Below are 21,427 nucleotides of genomic sequence, written 5' to 3' on the forward strand. Positions count from 1 at the left end.
GTCAGGCCTCCTGGGGCTGTGCGGCGAACTCGGCCTCGGCGGACGTCAGATCGAGGTAGGCCTGTTCCAAGGTGGCCTCCTCCGCGGCGAGTTCGAGTACGGGAACACCCGCCTCGGACATGAGGCGGCCGATGTCCTCCACGCGCGCGTCCGGCACGGTCCACCCTCGGTCCTCGGTCGGGACGGCGTCGTAACCGTGGCGGGCGAGCAGGGCGGCGAGGGCGGTCCCGTCGGTCGTGCGGATCCGCACACCGGGCCGCACACGCGCGTGGATGAAGTCCCGGATCGGGGTGTCGGCGAGCAGGTGGCCGCGTCCGAGGACGACCAGGTGGTCGGCGAAGGACGCGGTCTCGTTCATGAGATGGCTGGAGACCAGGACGGTGCGCCCCTCCGTGGCCAGCCTGCGGAGCAACCGGCGGATCCAGACGATGCCTTCGGGGTCGAGGCCGTTGGAGGGCTCGTCGAGCACGACCACGGCCGGGTCGCCGAGCAGGGCGGCGGCGATGCCGAGCCGCTGGCGCATGCCCAGGGAGTACGTCCGCACCCGCCGCCGCGCGGCCGGGGCGAGCCCGGTCTCCTCCAGTACCGCCTCGACCCGTTCGCACGGGATGCGGTTGCTCGCGGCCAGGGCGCGCAGGTGGTCGCGTCCGGTGCGGGAGCCGTGCGCGGCCTGGGCGTCGAGCAAGGCGCCCACGTGGCGCAGGGGTTCGCGGAGCGCGGTGTAGGGGCGGCCGCCGATCGTGGCGGTCCCGGAGGTCGGCCGGTCGAGCCCCAGGACGAGCCGGAGGGTCGTGGACTTGCCGGCGCCGTTGGGGCCGAGGAATCCGGTGACCCGGCCGGGGCGGACCCGGAAGGTGAGCCGGTCCACGGCGCGTCGGCCGCCGTACTCCTTGGTGAGGTCGCGTACGTCGATGCTGGTCATGGCAACACCCTGGCGTCCCGCGGGCGTTGGCTCCTCCCCCGCGGGTGGAGATCGTCTCCCCCGCCCGGGGGAGGCCCGTTGTCGGTGGGGCCTGCGACGATGGCCGAATGGTCCGCTTCCTGCGCCCGCTGCTGCGGGGGACGACGTACACGCGCCTGCTGCACCTGTGGGTGCCGATGCTCGTCGTCAGCGTGTGGATGTTCATCGACATGTCGACTCCATGGGTGCCCGCGCTCGTGCTGGTCCCGGCCGGACTCGTGCCCGCCGTGCGCATGGGCGAGGGGGTGCAGGCGCGGCTCCTGCTCACACCGGGCGAGGAGGAGCCGGGCATCTCCGTGACCCCGTCGGCCTCTTGGCGGGACCGGCTGCGCACGGTGGTGTGGCTGGAGGCACGGATGGTCCTGGGGGCGGCCGCCGCGTTCGCCACGGTGTGGCTGCCGGGGCTGGTGTACGAACTGGCCCTGCTCGCCGCGGGCCACGCCTCGACCGACGTTCCGCTGGTCGGCCGGGCCCAGCCGCACTGGGCGTACGCCCTGCTGATCCCGCTGCCGCTGACGGCGTACTACGCGGTCGTGGTCGGTCTCGGCGCGTTGGTCACCGCCCTCGCGCGGGGACTGCTCGGCCCGTCCGCCGCCGAGCGGATGGCCGCCCTTGAGGAGCGCACCGAGCAGCTCCTGGAGCGCACCCGTATCGCCCGTGAACTGCACGACTCCATCGGGCACGCGCTGACGGTGGCGGTGGTGCAGGCGGGCGCGGCGCGGGCGGCGGGCAACCCGGAGTTCACGGACCGGGCCCTGGGTGCCATCGAGGAGACGGGGCGGGCCGCCCTGGAGGACCTGGAACGGGTGCTCGGCGTCCTGCGGGAGTCGGAGCGCCCGGCGAGCGGCCGCCCGACGCTGGCCGACGCCGACCGGCTGCTGGAGTCGGCACGGGCCTCCGGCGCCACGGTGGACGCCGAGGTGACCGGCCCCCTGGAGACGGTGCCGTGCCCGGTCTCCCGCGAGGGCTACCGCATCCTCCAGGAAGCGCTCACCAATGTGCTGCGCCACGCGGGGCCCGTGCCGGTGACCGTCCGCGTCAGGGTCGGCGACGGCCTGCTCGGCCTGGAGGTGCGCAATCCGCTGACGGCCCCCGTGCCCGGTCCGGGGCGGGGCAGCGGGCTGCGGGGCATACGCGAGCGCGCGGCCCTGCTCGGCGGCCGCGCGCGGACCGGGCCGGACGCGGACGACTGGCATGTGCGCGCCGAGTTGCCGCTCGCCTGATCTACGCTGGCCGGATGCCGGTCACCGTTCTCCTCGTCGACGACGAACCCTTGGTCCGCGCCGGTCTGCGGGCCGTGCTGGAGGCCCAGTCCGACATCGAGGTGGTCGGTGAGGCGGCCGACGGAGCCGCCGTGATCCCGCTGGTCCGGCAGCTGCGGCCCGACGTGGTCGCCATGGACGTACGGATGCCGCTGCTGGACGGGATCGAGGCCACGCGCGCGGTGCTGCGCACCGTAGACGAGCCGCCGAAGATCCTCGTGGTGACCACGTTCGAGAACGACGAGTACGTGTACGAGGCGCTGCGGGCGGGCGCCGACGGGTTCCTGCTGAAGCGGGCGCGGCCCGCGGAGATCGTGCACGCGGTCCGGCTGGTCGCCGAGGGCGAGTCGCTGCTGTTCCCCGCCTCGGTACGACAACTGGCCGCCCGGTACGGCGAGGGCGACGGCAACCGGGCGGCGCGCGCCGCGCTGGAGCGGGCGCGGCTGACCGAGCGGGAAGCGGAGGTGCTGCGGCTCATGACCCGGGGGCTGTCGAACGCGGAGATCGCGGACCGGCTGTTCGTCGGCACGGAGACGGTGAAGTCGCACGTCAGCGCCGTCCTGGCGAAGCTCGGGGCGCGGGACCGGACGCAGGCGGTGATCGCGGCGTACGAGTCGGGATTCGTCGCCCCCGGGTGATCCCGGGGACATCCGGAAGGCCGGACGGGTCCCGGGCGCCCGGCACTCGCCGGGGTACGCCACGCCGAGTACGATCCGCCCAACACGCGCACGAGCTGGGAGGACGGACGGTGGGGCGGCTGACCGGCGGGGATCCCTCGCTGCTGCGAAGGATCAATTCCGCGGTGGTGCTGCACGCGCTGCGTGCCACGGACTGCGCGACGCTCACCGAGATCACCCGGGTGACCGGACTGTCCCGGCCGACCGTCGAGGGCGTCGTCGAGGGGCTCATCGAGGCGGGGCTGGTCGTCGAGACGGCGGCCGAGGAGGGCGCGACGCGGCGTCAGGGGCGGCCCGCGCGGCGGTTCCGGTTCCGGGCCGAGGCCGGCCATCTGCTGGGCCTGGAGATCGGCGCACACCGCGTGGCCGCGCTGCTCTCGGACCTGGACGGACGGGTCCTGGGCGCGCAGGCCAAGGACGTCGACGAGACCGCCGACGCGGACGAGCGCCTCGAACGGCTGCGCACCGCCGTCGCCGAACTGCTGCGCCGGGCCGGGGTCGCGCGCGGCTCGCTGCGCGCGGTGGGCGTCGGCACGCCGGGGATCGTCGAGGCCGACGGCACCGTGCGACTGGGCACCGCGCTCCCCCAGTGGACGGGCCTCAGGCTCGGCGAACGGCTCAGCCGCTCCTTCAAGTGCCCGGTGCTGGTCGAGAACGACGCCAACGCCGCGGCCGTCGCCGAGCACTGGAAGGGCGTGGCGACCGAGTCGGACGACATCGTGTTCGTCCTGGCGGGGCTGAGCCCGGGCGCCGGTTCGCTGATCGGCGGGCGGCTGCACCGGGGGTACGGCGGGGCGGCCGGCGAGATCGGCGCGCTCCATCTGCTGGGCCGGGAGGTGACCCCGGAGACGCTGCTGTCCACCACGGACGAGCCGCTGCACCCGCTGGACGAACAGGCGGTCGCGGAGGTGTTCGCGCTCGCGCGCGAGGGCGACCAGCGGGCCCGCGCCGCCGTCGAGCGGTTCATCCAGCGCCTGGTCCACGACGTGGCGGCCCTGGTGCTGGCCCTCGACCCGGAGCTGGTCGTCGTCGGCGGCTGGGCGGCCGGGCTGGACGGTGTCCTGGAACCCCTGCGCAACGAACTCGCCCGCTACTGCCTGCGCCCGCCGAAGGTCACCCTCTCCCTGCTCGGCGAGGCGGCCGTGGCCACGGGTGCCCTGCGGCTCGCGCTCGACCATGTGGAGGAGCAACTGTTCGCCGTGGAGGGCACGGTGACGGCCCGCCGCTGACGCCGCCGCCACGCGAAAGGCAGTCGGCAGTCGGCAGTCGGCAGTCGGCAGTCGGCAGTCGGCAGTCGGCAGTCGGCAGTCGGCCCGCAACGCGTCGCGCCCCGGAGGCGTTCCGGGGCGCGGCGGGTGCGGCTCTGAAGGCGCTCCGACAGGGCTTTACTTGCCTGGGGCGACGGTCTAGGAGGCCTGTCGTTCGGGGCCGTGGTGGATCTCCACGCCACCGGAGTCGCCGAAGGTCAGCCGGCAGGTGTCTGCGCGGTAGGTGGCGATGGAGAGCGCCGCGGTGCGTCCCTCGACGAAGAACCGGGTGGTGACGACCAGGACGGGGGCACCGGGCAGCCGGTCGAGCTCCTTGGCGTCGTCGGCGCGGGCCGAGCCGAGCTCGACGGCGCGGTCCTGCCCTTCCAGGTCGAGCCTCTGCAGCTCACGCAGCACCGCACGCGCGCGTGCCGACCCGGACGGCGCGTCGATCGCCGACAGGTCCGGCACCGAGGGCGCGGGGATGTAGAGCAGTTCGGCGGCGACCGGCTGGCCATGGGACACGCGGGAGCGGCGCACGGCGTGCACGGCCTCCTCGGGGCCGGTCTCCAGAGCGGTGGCGACGGCCGCGGGCGGCACCGTCTGTGCGCAGTCGACGGGCTGCCAGGCGTCACCGGCGGCGCCCGGCCAGGCGTGCTGCTCGGTGCCGACGGCCACGCCGACGCGCGGCGGGGCCACGGTCGTACCGACGCCGCGGCGGCGCTGGAGGCGGCCTTCCAGTTCCAGCTGTTCGAGGGCCTGACGGAGGGTGGCGCGGGCCACGCCGAAGCGGGCGGCGAGGTCGCGCTCGTTGGGCAGGATCTCGCCGACCGAGAACTCGGAGTCCAGTGCCTCACTGAGCACGGTCTTGAGGTGCCAGTACTTCGGTTCCGGCACCGATTCCAGTTGCGTGGTCCCCACCCTGTCCTCCGCAATCGCCGTGGTCCGGCGGCGTTTTAGCGCCCTTGTTTATTAAAGGTTGTTGCACTTATCTGCGACCATAGGGCGCCCCACACCCTTGGTCAAGACCAATCCTCGGTCCCGCGTGCACCGCGCGGCCCGCCCGCCGTGGAGCGTTCACGAGGCGTTCTCGCGGGGTCACATTCGTGACATCACGGCAAAGCCCCCGTTCGGCGGGGGCTCGCGGGGCGGGTACGGCTCAGAGGGCGGCCAGGGACCCCAGCCTGTCGGGGTTGCGCATGATGTACACCGCACGCACGACGCCGTCCGCCACATCCAGTTGCAGCACGCTGTCGGGCTTGTCCCCGGCCAGGGCGAGCACCGCGAAACCGCCGTTGACCTCCACGAAGCGGAAGGACACTCCCGGCGCGTCCTTGCGGGCGGCGCCGATGACGAAGCGGCCCACCTTGTCGGCGGTCTCCAGGATCCGCACGGGCGCCTTGGCCTTGCCGCCGCTGTCGCCGACCAGGCGGACGTCCGGGGCCAGCAGCGACATCAGGCCGTCGAGGTCGCCCTCGGTCGCGGCGGCGAGGAACCGTTCGGTCAGGTCGCGGCGCTCGGCCGGGTCGACCTCGTAGCGCGGCCGCCGCTCCTCGACGTGTCGACGGGCCCGGCCGGCGAGCTGGCGGACCGCTGCCTCGCCCCGGTCGAGCACGGCCGCGATGTCGGCGTACGGATAGCCGAAGGCTTCCCGGAGGACGAACACGGCGCGCTCCAGCGGCGAGAGCGACTCCATGACCACAAGTACGGCGAGGGAGACGGAGTCGGCGAGCACGGCACGCTCGGCGGCGTCCGGGACGGTGTCCCCGAGGTCGGTGACGTACGGCTCCGGGAGCCATGGGCCGACGTACGCCTCGCCGCGCGTGCGGATCTGGCGCAGCCGGTCGATGGCCAGCCGGGTGGTGACGCGCACGAGGTAGCCGCGGGGTTCGCGCACCTGGCCGTGATCGGCGCCCGACCAGCGCAGCCAGGCGTCCTGGACCACGTCCTCCGCGTCGGCGACGCGTCCGAGCATGCGGTACGCGACCCCCATGAGGACGGGCCGGTGCTCTTCGAAGACGTCGGTCGCCGTGTCGGTGGTCACGCCGTCCATCCCATCCGACACTTGCCGAGCTGTCCAGGCGGAATCGGCCCGTCCGCGGGGGCGGCCGGACCAGAATGATCGACGGACCGCCGGTGGTCGGCGGACCGCGACGGAAGGTGGCCGATGCGGTACGCGGTGCTGGGCACGGGCGAGGTGGGCCGCACGCTGGGCGGCAAGCTGGTGGAGCTCGGACACGAGGTGACCCTGGGTTCGCGCACGAAGGACAATCCGGCCGCGTTGGCATGGGCTCAGGGCGCGGGCGGCGGGGCGAGCGCCGGGACGTTCGCGGAGGCCGCGGCCGCCGCCGAGCTGGTCGTGAACGCCGTCGGCGGCCAGGTGTCGCTCGCGGCGCTGGAGGCGGCCAGCGCGGCGAACCTGGACGGCAAGGTGATCGTCGACGTCTCCAACCCCCTGTCGTTCGACGAGGGGCAGTTGCGGCTGGACCCCGTCGAGTCGGACAGCGTGGGCGAGCAGATCCAGCGGGCGTTCCCGCACGCGCGCGTGGTGAAGACGCTGAACACCGTCAACTGCCAGGTGATGGTCGATCCCTCACGGGTGCCGGGCGAGCACCAGATGTTCGTGTGCGGGGACGACGCCGACGCCAAGGAGCAGGTGACGGCTCTGCTCGGGGAGTTCGGCTGGCCGGCGCACCGGGTGCTGGACCTGGGCGGCATCCGGGCGGCGCGTTCCCTGGAGATGTACCTGCCCCTCTGGGTGAATCTGTTCCAGAACCTCGGGCACGCCGACTTCAACGTGGAGGTCCGCAGGGCACATTGAGGACCGGACCCGGGCGGGCGCACGGCCGGACCCGCGGCGGGACACGCGGTGATCGGGGGCTACCCGTCGGTAGCAATTGCTGACAAGCTGTCTACGGCGTCCGCAGGCCAGTCCACACGAGGAGCACCCCATGTCCGCCACCGTCTCCTTCAAGGTCCCCAGCTCGCACGGCCCACAGCCGGTGACCGTCTCGTACGCGCGCGTGGGCAAGGGCGATCCGCTGGTCCTGCTGCACGGCATCGGCCACCACCGGCAGGCCTGGGACCCGGTGCTGGACATCCTCGCGACCGAACGCGACGTGATCGCCGTGGATCTGCCCGGGTTCGGCGCGTCCCCCTCCCTGCCGGACGGCCTCGCCTACGACCTGCCCACGACGAGCGCCGTGCTCGGCGCCCTCTTCGAGGCCCTGGAGCTGGACCGCCCGCACGTGGCGGGCAACTCCCTGGGCGGCCTGCTGGCCCTGGAGTTGGGCCGCCACAAGAGCGTGCGGTCCGTCACCGCCCTCTCCCCCGCCGGCTTCTGGTCCGAAGCCGAGCGGCGCTACGCCTTCGGCGTCCTGATCGCGATGCGCCGGATCTCCCGGCGGATGCCGCTGCCGATGGTCGAGCGGCTGGCCCGGACGGCGGCCGGCCGCACGGCCCTGACCAGCACGATCTACGCCCGGCCGGCGCGCCGTTCACCCGAGGCCGTGGTCGCCGAGACGCTCGCGCTGGCACAGGCCACCGGGTTCGACGCGACCCTGCGGGCGGGCACCACCATCCGGTTCACCGACGACCTCGCGGGGCTGCCCGTCACGGTCGCCTGGGGCACCCGGGACATGCTGCTCGTGCGCCGGCAGGGGGTCCGCGCCAAGCAGGTCATCCCGCGGGCCCGACTCGTGCGACTGCCCGGCTGCGGGCACTGCCCGATGAACGACGACCCCGCGCTCGTCGCCCGGGTCATCCTCGACGGCAGCCGCTGACCGGCGCCCGGCGGTCGCTCCCGACCCCAGGGCCACTCCGGCGCCCACCAGGGCGCTGCCCACGGCCTGTGCGGCACCGTAGGAGCCCGCCGCGGCGAACGGGGCGGTGGCGGCGGCCGCCACGGGGATGAGCCCGGAGAAGAGCGTGGCCCGCTCCGCGCCGATCCGTCGCATGCCCGTGTACCAGCACACGAAGCCGACGACCGTGACGACCGCCGCCTGCCACAGCAGCGCGGCGGCCTCGGCGACGTCGGGGCGGCGCAGCCACGCACCGCCGTCGAGGACGGCTCCCACGACCGCCGCCTCGGCCGCGGCCAGGGCGCAGACCGTGGCGGACAGCAGCCGTGGCCCGAGCGGCCGCAGGACGGGCACAGCGAGGACGGCGAAGCCCACTTCCCCGGCCAGGGCGCACCCGGAGTAGGCCAGCCCGGCCCCGTCCGTGCGCCCCCACCCCTGCACGGTGAAGGCCCCCAGGGCGACGAGCAGGGCCCCGCGGAGCACGGCGCGTTGCGGGCGGCGCCCGTCGAGCAGCGGGACCACGACCGCGACCACCACCGGGGCGCAGCCCACGAAGACTCCCGGCACCGCCGGTTCCGCGGTGCGTTCGGCGGCGATGACGGCCAGGTTGAAGCCGACCATCCCGACGGCCGCGAGCAGGGCGAGACGGACCCATGCGCGGGCCTTGAGCGAGCGCAGCCGCCGCACCGCGCCCCGGCCGGCGAGCGGGAGGAGCAGCAGGCAGGCGACCCCGTAGCGAAGGGACTGTCCGCCCGCGTACGGGTAGTCGCCCAGCAAGCTGTTGACGGTGAAGGAGCCGCCCACGAGGACGCAGGCGAAGGCGGCGAGGAGGGCACCGCGCGCGGTGGTGGCGTTCATGACGGCGACGCTAGGAACGGAGGCGGTCCGGTTTAAGGTCCACTTCCATGACCTCTTCGGGGACCAATCCGGGCGGGCTCGCGGGCACCGCCGCATGGGAGCTGTTGCTGCCGGCCGCCTCGGCACCGGCACGCACGCGTGGCCGTTCCCTTCAGGCGGCGCTGCGCGAGGCGATCCGCTCGGGGCGGTTGGCGCCGGACACGCGGCTGCCGTCGAGCCGGGACCTCGCGGCCGATCTCGGGGTGTCGCGCGGGCTGGTCACGGAGGCGTACGAGCAGTTGACGGCCGAGGGCTATCTGCGCAGCGGCCGGGGAGCGGGCACCTGGGTGGGCGGCGCCGTACGGGCGCCCTCGCCCCGCGCGCGTGACCTCGCTCCACGCTCCCCCGGCGCGCGGGCCGACTTCGTGCCCGGGACCCCGGACCTGTCGTTGTTCCCGCGTGCGGCCTGGGCCGCCGCGCAGCGCGGGGTGCTGGCGGACCTGCCGCACCAGGACCTGGGCTATCCCGACCCGCGCGGACTGCCCCGGCTGCGGACGGCCCTCGCGGAACTGCTGGCCCGCCGGCGGGGCGTGGTCGCCGATCCGGAGCGGATCGTGGTCGTCTCGGGTGTCGCCCAGGCCACGACCCTGCTCGGACACGTGCTCCACGCGCGCGGGTGGCAGGCGGTCGGCGTGGAGGATCCGGGCAGCCCGCAGCACGAGGCCCTGTACGTGGCGGCGGGTCTGGGGACCGTACCGCTGCCCCTGGACGGCGACGGCCTGGCCGTCGGCCCGCTGCGCGCGTCGGGCGTGCGGGCCGTGGTGACGACGCCGGCGCACCAGTTCCCGACCGGCATCGCGTACTCGCCGCGGCGGCGCGCCGAGTTGCTGGACTGGGCGCGTTCGGTGGACGGCCTGGTCCTGGAGGACGACTACGACGGCGACTTCCGCTACGACCGCGCTCCCGTCGGCGCGCTCCAGGGACTGGACCCGGAGCGGGTCGCGTACGCGAGCTCGGTCAGCAAGTCCCTCGCGCCGGGCCTGCGGCTGGGCTGGCTGCTGGTGCCCGGGTGGCTGGCGGAGGAGGTGGTCGAGCGCAAGCGGACCATGGACCTCGGCCATCCCTCCTTGGACCAGGCGCTGTTCGCCCGGTTCCTGGAGCGCGGGGACTACGACCGGCAGCTGCGCCGCTGCCAGCGGGCGTACCGCGAGCGGCGGGACGCCCTGGTCGCGGCGCTCCCGGAGCACTTTCCCGAGGCCACGGTGTCCGGGATCGCCGCGGGTCTGCACGCCATCGCCGAACTGCCCGAGCGGTACGGGCCCGAGGAGCGGTTCCTGGAGCGGGCGGCCGCGGCCGGTGCGGCGGTGCGTCCGCTCGGCGCCTACACGCACGCGCGTGCCGCGGATTCCGGCGTACGCCTGGTCCTCGGGTACGCCCATCTGTCTCCGGCGCGGATCCGGTCGGGGGTGAGGCTGCTGGCCGAGGCGGTCGCCCGGTGACGTCGGCACACGTGACACCTCCGAAATCGCACACCGGTTCCCTTGCCTCCCGGGGCAAGTTGTTCACTTCCGGTTTCCGTGTGCGCTGCGGCGCACCAGTAGTTGTGGCACTGCACACTGACCGGATCCCGTGCCTGGAGGCGCATCCATGTCGCACCGTCCGTTCCCCGGCCGCCGCAGCGTCCTGCGGGGCTCTTTGGCCGCTTCGGCGGCCCTGACCCTGCCCACCGCCCTCGGCGCGGCACCGGCATTCGCCCTGTCCGGGCGCCCCAAGGCGGGCTGGGGCGTGCAGGCGGGCGACGTGACCTCGGACTCCGGCCTGGTGTGGGTGCGCTCGGACCGGCCGGCCCGGGTGATCGTGGAGACCTCGGCCACCGAGTCGTTCCGCAACCCCCACCGCCGGCACGGTCCGCTGCTGGACGCGGACACCGACTTCACCGGCACCACCCGGCTGTGCGGGCTGCCGTCCGGCGAGCAGATCCACTACCGCGTGCTGCTCGCCGACCCGGACGACCCGCGTCGCACCGGCGAGCCGGTGACGGGCACCTTCCGCACCGTCTCCCCGCGCCGCCGCGAGGGCGTGCGCTTCCTGTGGTCCGGCGACCTGGCGGGCCAGGGCTGGGGCATCAACCCCGACTTCGGCGGCTACCGGATCTACGACGCGATGGCGAGGCTCGACCCCGACTTCTTCATCTGCAGCGGCGACAACGTCTACGCCGACGGCCCGATCTCGGCCACGCAGGCCCTGCCGGACGGGAGCACCTGGCGGAACATCACCACCGAGGAGAAGTCCAAGGTCGCCGAGACCCTGGCCGAGTTCCGCGGCAACTTCCGCTACAACCTGCTGGACGAGAACCTCAAGCGGTTCAACGCGCAGGTCCCGTCGATCATCCAGTGGGACGACCACGAGGTGCGCAACAACTGGTACCCGGGCGAGGTGATCGCCGACACGGACGCCCGGTACACCGAGAAGAGCGTCGACGTGCTGGCTTCGCGCGCCCGGCGGGCGTTCAGCGAGTACTTCCCGATCTCGACCCTGCGTCCGGGCGCGAAGGAGGGCCGGGTGCACCGCGTGCACCACCACGGCCCGCTGCTGGACGTGTTCGTCCTCGACATGCGCACCTACCGCAACGCCAACTCCCCCGACAACCAGACGGTGGACCCGCAGGGCATCCTCGGCCGCGAGCAGCTGGAGTGGCTCAAGCGGGAGCTGTCCCGCTCGCGCGCGGTGTGGAAGGTGATCGCCGCCGACATGCCGCTCGGCCTGGTCGTGCCGGACCCGATGGAGGGCAAGCCGAACTTCGAGGCGGTGGCGCAGGGCGACCCCGGCGCCCCGCTGGGCCGTGAGCTCCAGATCGCCGAGCTGCTGCGGTACATCAAGCACAGCCGGATCACCGGCATGGTGTGGCTGACGGCCGACGTGCACCACACCTCCGCCCAGCACTACCAGCCGTCGCGGGCCGCCTTCACCGACTTCGAGCCGTTCTGGGAGTTCGTCTCCGGCCCGCTGAACGCCGGTGCGTTCCCGGCCAGCGCGCTGGACAACACCTTCGGTCCGGAGCGGGTGTTCGTGAAGGCGCCGACGGCGGCGAACGTCTCGCCCGCCGGCGGCTACCAGTTCTTCGGCGAGGTCGACATCGACGGCCACAGCGGCGAGCTGACCGTGCGGCTGCGCGAGCAGGACGGCACCGTGCTGTTCACCCAGACGCTGCAGCCGGGCCGGGTCGGCCAGTAACTCCCGTACGCTTCACCTGTGCCGCGCACCGGCGTCATCCCCCGGTGCGCGGCACCTTCACATCCGCCCCCAACTCGCCGTGCCGGGGCGCGTTTTCGCAGGTCAGGGCCGATTGTCAGTGGTCGCCTCTACGGTTTTCCCCATGACGCGATCTGTACAGGCCGTGGCCTATCGACGACCCTCCGTGCTCGAATCCGCCGCGGACGGACGCCACCTCGGACTCGAAACCTCCCGGGGTGCGACGCCCACGGGTGTCGAGGACCATCCGCGGTTCTTCGCGGGCTTTCTGACCTCGCCCCAGGTGGCCGCCGCCGGGCTGCTCGCGGTGGCCGACGTGGCCGCCGCGCGGTACTACCAGCCGCAGCTGCGCGCCTCGCTCGACCCGGTGGTGACGGGCAACGGCGACCGGCTGCGCTTCGAGTCCTTCTCCGGCTGCGGCGGGGTCTACGCACGCCTGGACGTCCTCGGCCCCGGCCTGGACGGCGACGAGGTCGGTCACGGGACGACGAACGTCGACGTCAACAACCCGCTGCGCGAGGCCCTGTCCCGCATCGGCACCGACGACCCGCTCCACCTGCGGGTCGGCCCGGAGGAGCTGACCGTCACCACGCTGGACGGCCCGGTGGTGGAGAAGAAGGTGCCGCTGCCGGACCGGTGGCTGCGTGGCTTCGCCGAGGCCCAGGTCATAGCGGCCGGGTTCGACCTGCGGGCCGAGCTGCCCGCGGACGAGGCGGTGCGGTTCCTGCGCAGTCTGCCGCGCTCCGGCGGGGCGCGGCGCGGCGCGGGCGGTCCGCGCTGGGTGGTACCGGTGGGCGGCGGGCTGCGGCCGACGACCCGGCCGGTGCCGGGCGCGGTGTGCCTGCCGGGACCGGAGCGGCTGGTCGCGCTCCAGCGGGTGCTGCGGCACGCGACGGCCCTGCGGGTGTACGGCCCGGCGCTCACCGGCGCCGGTGCGGGGGCCGGCGCCACGGCAGCCGCCTGGGAAGCCGTGCTCCCGGGCATGCGGCTCACGCTCACGCTGTCGCCGGACGCCTCGCGCGGCTTCTCCGGCGAGGGCGGCGTCCTGGACGCGCTGGCCACCGACGAGGCCGCCGAGGACGCGGAGCTGATCGAGGTGCTGCTCGCGTGGGAGCCGCGCGTCGACGTCGCCGACCTCGCGGCGGGCTCCGGTCTCACCGCGGAGCGGGTCCGCGCGGCCCTGGTCCGCCTCGGCACCTCCGGGCGCGTCGGCTACGACACGGCGGAGGCGGCCTACTTCCACCGGGAGCTGCCGTACGACGCCGAGCGCGTCGAGCGCCACAATCCGCGGCTGCGCTCGGCCCACGCGCTGGTGGACGCGGGCGCGGTCGTGCTGGACGGGCCCCTGGGGACGGTGACCGCCGAGGACGGGCATGTGCACCGGGTGCGGGACGAGGCGGGGGTGCTCAGCTGCAGCTGCGTGTGGTGGGCGAAGTACCGGGGCGGGCGCGGGCCGTGCAAGCACGCGCTGGCGGTGCGGATGGTGCGGCGGGGCGCCGCGGTGGAGCGGGGACTGGCGGGAATCGACGGGGGTGTGCGATGAGTTCGCTGCTGGAAGCGGTACGGGCGGGGCGTACGGACGAGGCGCTGCGTCTGGTGGAGAGGATGACGGACGCCGAACGGCGGGCGGCCCTGCCGGAGTTGAAGGAGCTGCGCAAGGAGCTGCGGACCGCGCCGTGGGAGAGGGCGACCCGCCGGGCGCATCCCACGCTGCACGTGGCCGGGGCCGCGTGCCACACCGGCGCCGCGGCGGCCGCGAGCTGGCTCTCGGCGGCCGACATGCGCTGGTCGCAGGCGCCCGCCGAGAAGCTGCTGCGCGCCTTGAAGGACCGTGACACCGCGTGGCAGGCCCAGGTGGCGCGGCGGCTGGCCCAGCGTCCCGTGTCCGCGGGCGTGCGGTACGAGCTGATGTCCGGGCTGGTGCACCGCTCAGGCTGCGACGTCCCGGTGACCGACGCCTATGTGATCGGCTGGTTCCAGCACGTCTTCGGCTCCCGGCACGGCACCCTTCTCGACCGGCTGCGCGGGGAGCAGGACCTGGCGCCGCTGGTGGCCGGCCTGTTCGAGCTCACCGATCTGCGGGAGATCCGCTGGCTGTTCGGTGACGGTCCGGGCTCGTGGCAGAGCGCCCTCGCGGGGCTCACCCGGGAAGGGCTGCTGGACCGCGCCGCGATGGTCGACGCCTGTGTCGCCCGGCTGCTGCGCGGTGGCGGTCCCACCGACCACCGCGTCTTCCTCCCGCTGCTGATCGAGCTCGGCCTCACCCGGGACGAGGAGCGGGAGCGGACGGCCGACTGGACCGCCCTGGCCCGGGATGCCGCCTCCCCCGTCGCCGCGCACGCCCAGTCGGTGCTCGCCGCACTGGCGCTGGACGGGGAGCTGACCTCACGGCAGCTGGCCGAGGTCTCCGAAGCGGTGCTGTTCCGCCCGGAGAGGAAGCTCGTGCGGGCCCAGCTGGTGCTGCTCGGCAAGGTGCTCTCCCGCGACGGGTCCGGGGCGGCCGAGCTGCTCCCGGTGGTGGCGCAGGCGTTCGGGCACGAGGACACGCAGTTGCAGGAGCGCGCGCTCAAGCTGGTCGAACGCCATGCGAAGCGACTCGACTCCGACGCCCTGCGGCACGAACTCGCCTACGCCGTGGAACAGTTGACTCCCGCTCTGCGCAGCCGGGCGGTGGACGCCCTGGGCCTGCCCGCCGTGGACCGGGCACCGGAGACGTACGAGGAGGTGCTTCCGCCCGTCCCCGAGCCGGTGACTCTCGCGCCGGCGCCGAGCACGGCCGTCGAACTCGCCGAAGAGGTGAACGCCCTGCTGGCCTCCGACGGTGACGTGGCCGCGTTCGAGCGGGCACTGGACGGTCTGGTGCGGCATGCGTACCAGGACCGGGACGCCCTGCTCGACGCGCTCGACCCGGTGATCCGGCGCCGCTGGTGGCATCAGCAGGACGGCACGCACCTGCGGCACGAGGAGCCGTACCTCACCGGCGCGCACCACGGGTTCCACCGCACGGGGGACGGCCTCGACCTCCTGCTGGCGACGCTGCGCGGCGCGGTGCGGACCGCCACGCTCCACGCGGCGGTCCAGCCCGGTTCGGCCGGCCAGAACTGCGTGCACCGCGCGCTGTCCCGGGCGTTCGACGCCCGGCTCAACGAGGTGGCGTACCGGCTGCACACCGACCCGCTGCCGTTGCTGCTGTCGACGCCGACCTGGAGCACGGGTCTGCTGGAGCCGGATGAGCTGGTGGAACGGCTCGACACCTACCGGAGCCTGGGCGCCCGGGTCTCGGCGGCCGACTTCGCGCAGGCGCTGCTACGGGTGCGCCGCGAGGACCGGACGGCGGCCGGCGCCGCGGCTCGGCGGGCGGCGGCGCTCGGCACCCAGGAGGGCACGCGGCTCGCCCGTTGGCTGACCGCCGAGGGTCCCGAACTGCCGTCGACCCGGCGGCGCACCGCGGGCGCGCGGATCGTGATCGAGGCCGGTGAACTGCCGGAGCTGGGCGAGGACTTCCCCGAGGAGTTCCGGGCACTCGGCAGACCGGTGACCGCGTTCGGGGCGAATCACTACTGCTACCACGGGAGCGCCGGGATGGGGCAGCACTGGCTGGCGTTGCTCCCGGAGCGGCGTGAGCTGGTGGCCGTGCGGATGGTGCAGGACCTGTCCCACGCGGCGGTGGACGACAGCCGGGGTGACGTGCCGGCCCTGCCGCTGCTCGCGGAGTCGGGCGGGGCGGCGGGCGAGAGCGTGCACCGGTGCGTGGCGTACGGACTCGGCGCGCGGCAGGCGGAGGACCGGCTCGCGGCCGTGGACGCGCTGCTGGTGCTCGCCGCGCGCGGACAGCTCGACGCGGCGCGGCTGGGCGCGGACCTGGGCGAGCTCGCCCGGCGCGGCCTGGTCAAACCCCTCCGGCTCGCCGACTCGGCCCGGACTGCGGCGGCCACGGGGGCGAACGCGACGATCTGGGGGATGCTCCGGCACACCCTGCCGGTGCTGCTGGCGGATCTGGCGATGCCCGATGCCACGACCCGTGCGCCCCTGCCGGCGCGTGGGCTCGGGGAGTTGCTGGGTGTCGCGGCCGAGTGCGCCGAGCGGTCCGGGGCGCGTGGCGAGCTGCCGTACCTCGGGCAGGCCGCCGCCAGGACCGGTTCGTCCCGGCTGGTCACCGAGGCCCGGCGGCTGCGGGACGCGCTGGCCGAGAAGGAGGAGAAGGCGGCGGCGTAAACCGTACGGCGGCGTGGGTCAAGAGCCGGACTGCGCCATGATCATTTAGTAGAAAGAGCAATAAAAGGGGCGGAAGCATGCTTTACCCATCGGTCACAAGACGTTCGTGATCACGCAACACCCTTCCTTCACAGTGGCTGCATGAATCGAGGAATGTCTGATGTGACGCGGGCGAAGCATGGGCGTCCCGTGCACCACTGGCGGCGGGACGTCGTCGAACTCGCCGCCGTCTTCACGGCCGTCGCGGTGGCGGACGGCGTGGCGAACCTGATCGGGCACGGGCCGAACGGTCCGGCGCTGCTGGTGATCTCGGCGATCGCCCTGGCCGCGACGGCGGGTTTCCACACATGGTGGGCACGGCGCCACGGTCACGCACCGCCGACGAGCGATACCGGCGCCCGGCCGCCCGCCGAGGTGCGGCAGGCCGGGCCGTCCGACGGACCCGCGGCGACGCGCGGGGCCGCGGCCGGGGCGAGCGCGCTGTGGCGGATGCGGACGACGGTGAAGGACGCGCCGGGCTCGCTGGCGACGCTGTGCACGGCGCTGGCCGGGCAGCGGGTCGACATCCTGAGCCTGCAGACGCATCCGCTCGCCGAGGGCACCGTGGACGAGTTCCTGCTGCGGGCCCCGGGTGAGCTGGCGGCGGCGGAGATCAGCCGGGCGGTCGCGGTGGCCGGGGGCACGAGCACCTGGATCGAGCGGGCCGACGCGCACGACCTGGTGGACGCACCGACCCGGGTGCTGGGTCTCGCCACGCGGACCGCGCTGGACGCGGCGGAACTCCCGTTGGCGCTGCGGCAGTTGCTGGGGCGGTGCACCATCCGCTCGCTGCCCGCCAAGCCGGTCGGCGGCGGTCGCCCACCGGCGGAGGTGCCGGTCGAGGGCGTGCTCGAGGACACCGTCATGCGGCTGCGGGCGCCGGAAGGCGGCGTGATCACCGTGGAGCGGCCGTATCTGCCGTTCACGCCGACCGAGTTCGCGCGGGCGCGGGCGCTGGTGGAGCTGGACGCCCGGCTCGGCCCGCGCATCCCGCGCAGCCAGGACGTGCTGACACTGCCCGAGGGCAACGCGATCACGGTGCGCCGGGCCGACACGCGGGACGTGCCGGCGGCGAAGGCGATGCAGGAACGGTGCTCGCCCCGGACGCTCGCCATGCGCTACCACGGGCCGGTCGGCGACGCGGAGCGCTATCTGAACCACCTGCTCAGCCCGCGCTTCGGGCGGACCCTGGCGGTACAGACCGCGTCCGGCCGCGTCGTCGGCCTCGGCCATCTGCTGTGGGACGGCGACGAGACGGAGGTCGCCCTGCTGATCGAGGACGAATGGCAGCGGCGCGGCATCGGCGGCGAGCTGCTGGGCCGACTGGTGGCGATGGCGGTCGAGGCGGGCTGCGAGAGCGTGTACGCCGTGACGCAGGCGTCCAACACCGGCATGGTCGCCGCGATGCGCGCCCTGGGTCTCCCCCTCGACTACCAGATCGAGGAGGGCACGCTGGTCATCACGGCCCGGCTGGACGCCACCCCGGTCTGCTCCCGGCTGCCGTACGACGGCAGGCAGGAGCAGTTCGGCGGGCCGGTCGGCCGGGACTGACCGGGCGAGGGGACACCTGAGCGCACCAAGGCCCGGCGGCGACGTCCGCCGGGCCGTCGCGCGTCCGCCGGGCCCCCTCGCCGGGACTCAGCGCATGGCCTCCTGAAGCCGCGCCCCGGGCACCGCCACCGGGGTCTCCCCCAGGGCCGCGTCCAGGTCCGCCCACAGATCCTCGACGTCCTCCAGCCCGACCGACATCCGCAGCAGCCGGTCGCTCACCCCGGCGCCGCGCCGGTCGGCGGCGTCCACGATGCGGTGGCTGATGGACGCCGGATGCTGGATGAGGGTGTCGACACTGCCCAGGCTCACGGCCGGGGTGATCAACCGGACCCCGGCGATGACCTCGTGCGGGTCCCCGTGGACCTCGAAGGCGATCATCGCGCCGCCGAGCCGCGGATAGCGGACGCGGGCGACGCGCGGGTCGGCGGCGAGCCGCCGGGCCAGCTCGGCGGCGGTCGCGGAGGCGGCCCGCACCCGGATGGGCAGCGTGGACAGGCCCCGCAGCAGCAGATAGCCGGCCAGCGGATGCAGCACCCCGCCGGTGGCGAACCGTATCTGCCGCAGCTGCCGCGCGAACTCCTCGTCGCAGGCCACCACGCCGGCCAGCACATCTCCGTGCCCGCCGAGGTACTTGGTGGCGCTGTGCAGCACGAGCCGGGCGCCGTGTTCGGCCGGGCGCTGGAGCACGGGCGTGGCGAAGGTGTTGTCGGCGAGCAGCGGTACGGAGCCGCAGGCGTGGGCGATGGCCCGCAGGTCGAGTTCGGCCAGCGTCGGGTTGGCCGGGGACTCGACCATCACCAGCCCGGTGTCCGGGCGCAGCGCGTCCGTGATCCCCGCCGGGTCGGTCCAGGTCACCTCGGTGCCCAGCAGTCCGGCGGTCAGCAGGTGGTCGCTGCAGCCGTAGAGGGGCCGGACGGCCACGACGTGGCGCAGGCCCGTGGCGGACCGGGCGAGGAGGACCGCGCTCAGGGCCGCCATGCCGCTGGCGAAGGCGACCGCCGACTCGGTGCCTTCGAGCCGGGCCAGGGCGGTCTCGAACCGGGCCACGGTCGGATTGCCGAGCCGCCCGTAGACGGGCATCCCGTCCGGCTCGGCGCCGGTCGAGGCGAAGGCGTCGATCCGGGCGGCCTCCGCACGGCTGTCGTACGAGGGATAGGTGGTGGACAGATCGATCGGCGGGGCGTGCAGTCCCTGCCGGGCGAGGTCGTCACGGCCGGCGTGCACGGCCTCGGTGGCCAGTGCTCTGGAAGCGGTGCCCACGACGCTGTGGGCACCAGTGCTCGCTGAGTCCATGGGCGGAAGGGTGAACACCGGACGGGTCACAAGAATCGAACACCGTGCTACGTTCGGCCAATGGCCGAATCTGTCGTACTGGATCCGGTGGACCTCCATCTGCTGCGCCTGCTGCAGAACGACGCCCGGACGACCTACCGCGACCTCGCCGCCCAGGTGGGGGTCGCACCCTCGACGTGTCTGGACCGGGTGGCCCGGCTGCGCCGGGCGGGCGTGATCCTCGGCCATCAGTTGCGGCTCGATCCGGCCAAGCTGGGGCGCGGCCTGGAGGCGTTGCTGTCGGTGCAGGTCAGACCGCACCGGCGGGAGCTGGTGGGACCCTTCGTGGAGCGGATCCGGGTGCTGCCCGAGTCGCGGACGGTGTTCCACCTGACCGGACCGGACGACTACCTGGTGCACGTGGCGGTCGCGGACATGGCCGACCTGCAGCGACTGGTCCTCGACGAGTTCACGTCACAGCGCGAGGTGGCCCGGGTGGAGACCCGTTTGATCTTCCAGCAGTGGGACTGCGGACCGCTTCTTCCCCCGGCCACGCCCACAGCTGAATCGGCGATGCACGGGTGACGCGGGCAGCGTGATCGTATGAGGATGGGCGGCATGTCTGAGACCCAGATCCCGCTGCCCCGTCAGGTCGCCGACGCCTATGTCGACGACCTCATCGCCCTCGATCCGATCACCGGTACGTACCTTGGTGTGAAGGAGAGTTCGAGCAGGCTGCCCGACTGCTCGCCCGCGGGCCAGGAGGCCGTGGCGGAGCTCGCGCGGACCACGCTCGCGAAGCTGGCGGAGGCCGAGCGGCAGCCCGGGGCGGACAGCGACGCGGAGCGACGCTGCGCACGGCTGCTACGTGAGCGGCTCACCGCCGAACTCGCCGTGCACGAGGCCGACGAGGGCCTGCGCGCGGTCGGCAACATGGCGACCCCCGGCCACTCGGTGCGCGAGGTCTTCACCCTGACGCCGACGGAGACGGACGAGGACTGGGCGGCGATCGCCGAGCGGCTGCGCGCGGTCCCGGCCGCGTACGCGGGGTACCGCGCGTCCCTGGAACTCGGTCTGGACCGGAAGCTGTACGCGGCGCCGCGCCCGACCGCCACCTTCGTCGAGCAGCTCACCGAGTGGGCGGACACGGACGGCGAGGGCCACGGCTGGTTCGAGGAGTTCGTCTCGGCCGGTCCCGAGGCGCTGCGCCCGGAGCTGGACGAGGCCGCCCGAGTGGCGACCGGGGCCGTCGTGGAGCTGCGCGACTGGATGCGGGACGTGTACGCGCCGGCCATCGAGGGCGCCCCGAACACCGTGGGCCGCGAGCGGTACGCCCGCTGGTCGCGCTACTTCAACGGCACGGACCTGGACCTGGACGAGGCCTACTCCTACGGCTGGGCCGAGTACCACCGCCTCCTCGGCGAGATGCGCGCCGAGGCCGAGAAGATCCTGCCCGGCGCGAAGACGCCGTGGGTGGCGCTCGCGCACCTCGACGAGCACGGCGCGCACATCGAGGGCGTCGACGAGGTCCGCGCGTGGCTGCAGGGCCTGATGGACCGGGCCATCCAGGACCTGGACGGCACGCACTTCGAACTCGCCGAGCGGGTGCGCAGGGTGGAGTCGCACATCGCCCCGCCCGGCGGTGCGGCGGCCCCGTACTACACGGCGCCCTCGGAGGACTTCTCGCGGCCCGGACGCACCTGGCTGCCGACGATGGGCGAGACCCGCTTCCCGGAGTACGACCTGGTCTCGACCTGGTACCACGAGGGCGTCCCCGGTCACCACCTGCAGCTCGCGCAGTGGGTGCACGTGGCCGAGAACCTCTCCCGCTACCAGGCCACGATCGGTGGGGTCAGCGCCAACGCGGAGGGCTGGGCGCTGTACGCGGAGCGCCTGATGGACGAGCTCGGCTACCTCACCAACCCGGAGCACCGGCTCGGCTACCTCGACGCGCAGATGATGCGCGCGGCCCGGGTGATCGTCGACATCGGCATGCACCTGGAGCTGGAGATCCCGGCCGACTCGCCGTTCCACCCGGGTGAGCGCTGGACGCCGGAGCTGGCCCAGGAGTTCTTCGGCTCGCACAGCAGCCGCCCGGCGGACTTCGTGGAGAGCGAGCTCACCCGCTACCTGACGATCCCCGGCCAGGCGATCGGCTACAAGCTCGGCGAGCGGGCCTGGCTGCTGGGCCGGGAGAACGCCCGCAAGCGGCACGGCGACGCCTTCGACCTGAAGGCGTGGCACATGGCCGCCCTCTCCCAGGGGTCGCTGGGCCTGGACGACCTGGTGGACGAGCTGTCCCAGCTCTGAGCGA

Annotated in this window: 16 protein-coding genes and 1 pseudogene; 12 read left to right on the forward strand and 5 right to left on the reverse strand. The window is 74.0% G+C overall.

All coding sequences use genetic code 11. The features are described 5' to 3' along the window. Window position 1: 1 nt before the first annotated feature. Window positions 2-922, reverse strand: coding sequence for an ATP-binding cassette domain-containing protein (locus tag IPZ69_RS11255; protein ID WP_235453913.1), 921 nt, complete (start codon window positions 920-922; stop codon window positions 2-4). A gap of 107 nt (window positions 923-1,029) precedes the next feature. Between IPZ69_RS11255 and IPZ69_RS11260 the strand changes: the two genes are divergently transcribed. The 3 genes from IPZ69_RS11260 to IPZ69_RS11270 all read left to right on the forward strand — a co-directional run bounded on the left by IPZ69_RS11260 (window position 1,030) and on the right by IPZ69_RS11270 (window position 4,129). Then, window positions 1,030-2,184, forward strand: a complete 1,155-nt coding sequence (locus IPZ69_RS11260; protein ID WP_235453914.1) for a sensor histidine kinase — start codon at window positions 1,030-1,032, stop codon at window positions 2,182-2,184. Window positions 2,185-2,198: 14 nt separating this feature from the next. Continuing rightward, window positions 2,199-2,861, forward strand: a complete 663-nt coding sequence (locus IPZ69_RS11265) for a response regulator transcription factor (RefSeq protein ID WP_235453915.1) — start codon at window positions 2,199-2,201, stop codon at window positions 2,859-2,861. Window positions 2,862-2,971: 110 nt separating this feature from the next. Beyond that, window positions 2,972-4,129, forward strand: coding sequence for an ROK family transcriptional regulator (locus IPZ69_RS11270; protein WP_235453916.1), 1,158 nt, complete (start codon window positions 2,972-2,974; stop codon window positions 4,127-4,129). A gap of 177 nt (window positions 4,130-4,306) precedes the next feature. Here the strand turns inward: IPZ69_RS11270 and IPZ69_RS11275 are convergent, their stop codons facing one another. Both IPZ69_RS11275 and IPZ69_RS11280 read right to left on the reverse strand, forming a co-directional pair. Then, entirely contained in the window at window positions 4,307-5,068 is a 762-nt protein-coding gene (locus IPZ69_RS11275) for a GntR family transcriptional regulator (RefSeq protein WP_235453917.1), read from the reverse strand. Window positions 5,069-5,306: 238 nt separating this feature from the next. Continuing rightward, window positions 5,307-6,191: an RNA polymerase sigma-70 factor gene (locus IPZ69_RS11280; RefSeq protein ID WP_235453918.1), complete on the reverse strand. Its 885-nt coding sequence runs from the start codon at window positions 6,189-6,191 to the stop codon at window positions 5,307-5,309. Between the two features lie 123 nt (window positions 6,192-6,314). Here IPZ69_RS11280 and IPZ69_RS11285 point away from each other — a divergent pair, with 123 nt between their 5' ends. Together IPZ69_RS11285 and IPZ69_RS11290 are read left to right on the forward strand one after the other, a co-directional pair. After that, window positions 6,315-6,968 carry an NADPH-dependent F420 reductase gene (locus IPZ69_RS11285; RefSeq protein WP_235453919.1) on the forward strand — a complete coding sequence of 218 codons (654 nt, stop codon included), beginning with the start codon at window positions 6,315-6,317 and terminating at the stop codon, window positions 6,966-6,968. A 130-nt stretch (window positions 6,969-7,098) separates the two neighbouring features. Next, window positions 7,099-7,929 carry an alpha/beta fold hydrolase gene (locus IPZ69_RS11290; protein WP_235453920.1) on the forward strand — a complete coding sequence of 277 codons (831 nt, stop codon included), beginning with the start codon at window positions 7,099-7,101 and terminating at the stop codon, window positions 7,927-7,929. Between the two features lie 519 nt (window positions 7,930-8,448). Here IPZ69_RS11290 and IPZ69_RS48060 read toward each other — a convergent pair. Next, window positions 8,449-8,901 (reverse strand): annotated as a pseudogene (locus tag IPZ69_RS48060) (hypothetical protein); the annotation flags it as partial. Here IPZ69_RS48060 and pdxR point away from each other — a divergent pair. The 5 genes from pdxR (at window position 8,853) to IPZ69_RS11320 (ending at window position 17,841) form a co-directional block, all read left to right on the forward strand. Beyond that, complete coding sequence (pdxR, locus tag IPZ69_RS11300) at window positions 8,853-10,283, forward strand: MocR-like pyridoxine biosynthesis transcription factor PdxR (RefSeq protein ID WP_235453921.1); 1,431 nt, start codon at window positions 8,853-8,855, stop codon at window positions 10,281-10,283. The pseudogene IPZ69_RS48060 and the gene pdxR sit on opposite strands and share 49 nt — an antisense overlap. Before the next feature lie 148 nt (window positions 10,284-10,431). Further along, window positions 10,432-12,018, forward strand: coding sequence for an alkaline phosphatase D family protein (locus tag IPZ69_RS11305; RefSeq protein ID WP_235453922.1), 1,587 nt, complete (start codon window positions 10,432-10,434; stop codon window positions 12,016-12,018). A 142-nt stretch (window positions 12,019-12,160) separates the two neighbouring features. Then, on the forward strand, window positions 12,161-13,579 hold the full coding sequence (locus IPZ69_RS11310; RefSeq protein ID WP_235453923.1) for an SWIM zinc finger family protein: 1,419 nt from the start codon (window positions 12,161-12,163) through the stop codon (window positions 13,577-13,579). Beyond that, window positions 13,576-16,251, forward strand: coding sequence for a DUF7824 domain-containing protein (locus IPZ69_RS11315; protein WP_235453924.1), 2,676 nt, complete (start codon window positions 13,576-13,578; stop codon window positions 16,249-16,251). Before IPZ69_RS11310 ends, IPZ69_RS11315 begins: the two co-directional genes overlap by 4 nt. Before the next feature lie 153 nt (window positions 16,252-16,404). After that, window positions 16,405-17,841, forward strand: a complete 1,437-nt coding sequence (locus IPZ69_RS11320) for a GNAT family N-acetyltransferase (RefSeq protein ID WP_235453925.1) — start codon at window positions 16,405-16,407, stop codon at window positions 17,839-17,841. Window positions 17,842-17,928: 87 nt separating this feature from the next. On the opposite strand, the gene IPZ69_RS11325 is transcribed toward IPZ69_RS11320, so the two are convergent. Beyond that, window positions 17,929-19,134 (reverse strand): trans-sulfuration enzyme family protein, encoded by a 1,206-nt coding sequence (locus tag IPZ69_RS11325; protein ID WP_235453926.1) that lies wholly within the window; start codon window positions 19,132-19,134, stop codon window positions 17,929-17,931. A 60-nt stretch (window positions 19,135-19,194) separates the two neighbouring features. On the opposite strand from IPZ69_RS11325, the gene IPZ69_RS11330 reads away from it, so the two are divergent. Both IPZ69_RS11330 and IPZ69_RS11335 read left to right on the forward strand, forming a co-directional pair. Further along, window positions 19,195-19,698: an Lrp/AsnC family transcriptional regulator gene (locus tag IPZ69_RS11330; protein ID WP_235453927.1), complete on the forward strand. Its 504-nt coding sequence runs from the start codon at window positions 19,195-19,197 to the stop codon at window positions 19,696-19,698. A gap of 33 nt (window positions 19,699-19,731) precedes the next feature. After that, entirely contained in the window at window positions 19,732-21,423 is a 1,692-nt protein-coding gene (locus IPZ69_RS11335) for a DUF885 domain-containing protein (RefSeq protein ID WP_235453928.1), read from the forward strand. Window positions 21,424-21,427: the final 4 nt, after the last annotated feature.

The sequence above is a fragment of the Streptomyces olivochromogenes genome, from assembly GCF_021538895.1.
Lineage (GTDB): Bacteria > Actinomycetota > Actinomycetes > Streptomycetales > Streptomycetaceae > Streptomyces > Streptomyces olivochromogenes_A.

Coding starts and splice junctions, on each gene's coding strand:
- IPZ69_RS11260 (WP_235453914.1), top strand. CDS start 1,030: ATGGTCCGCTTCCTGCGCCCGCTGCTGCGGGGGACGACGTACACGCGC.
- pdxR (WP_235453921.1), top strand. CDS start 8,853: ATGACCTCTTCGGGGACCAATCCGGGCGGGCTCGCGGGCACCGCCGCA.
- IPZ69_RS11285 (WP_235453919.1), top strand. CDS start 6,315: ATGCGGTACGCGGTGCTGGGCACGGGCGAGGTGGGCCGCACGCTGGGC.
- IPZ69_RS11305 (WP_235453922.1), top strand. CDS start 10,432: ATGTCGCACCGTCCGTTCCCCGGCCGCCGCAGCGTCCTGCGGGGCTCT.
- IPZ69_RS11290 (WP_235453920.1), top strand. CDS start 7,099: ATGTCCGCCACCGTCTCCTTCAAGGTCCCCAGCTCGCACGGCCCACAG.
- IPZ69_RS11320 (WP_235453925.1), top strand. CDS start 16,405: ATGTCTGATGTGACGCGGGCGAAGCATGGGCGTCCCGTGCACCACTGG.
- IPZ69_RS11265 (WP_235453915.1), top strand. CDS start 2,199: ATGCCGGTCACCGTTCTCCTCGTCGACGACGAACCCTTGGTCCGCGCC.
- IPZ69_RS11325 (WP_235453926.1), bottom strand. CDS start 19,134: ATGGACTCAGCGAGCACTGGTGCCCACAGCGTCGTGGGCACCGCTTCC.
- IPZ69_RS11255 (WP_235453913.1), bottom strand. CDS start 922: ATGACCAGCATCGACGTACGCGACCTCACCAAGGAGTACGGCGGCCGA.
- IPZ69_RS11310 (WP_235453923.1), top strand. CDS start 12,161: ATGACGCGATCTGTACAGGCCGTGGCCTATCGACGACCCTCCGTGCTC.
- IPZ69_RS11335 (WP_235453928.1), top strand. CDS start 19,732: ATGTCTGAGACCCAGATCCCGCTGCCCCGTCAGGTCGCCGACGCCTAT.
- IPZ69_RS11315 (WP_235453924.1), top strand. CDS start 13,576: ATGAGTTCGCTGCTGGAAGCGGTACGGGCGGGGCGTACGGACGAGGCG.
- IPZ69_RS11330 (WP_235453927.1), top strand. CDS start 19,195: ATGGCCGAATCTGTCGTACTGGATCCGGTGGACCTCCATCTGCTGCGC.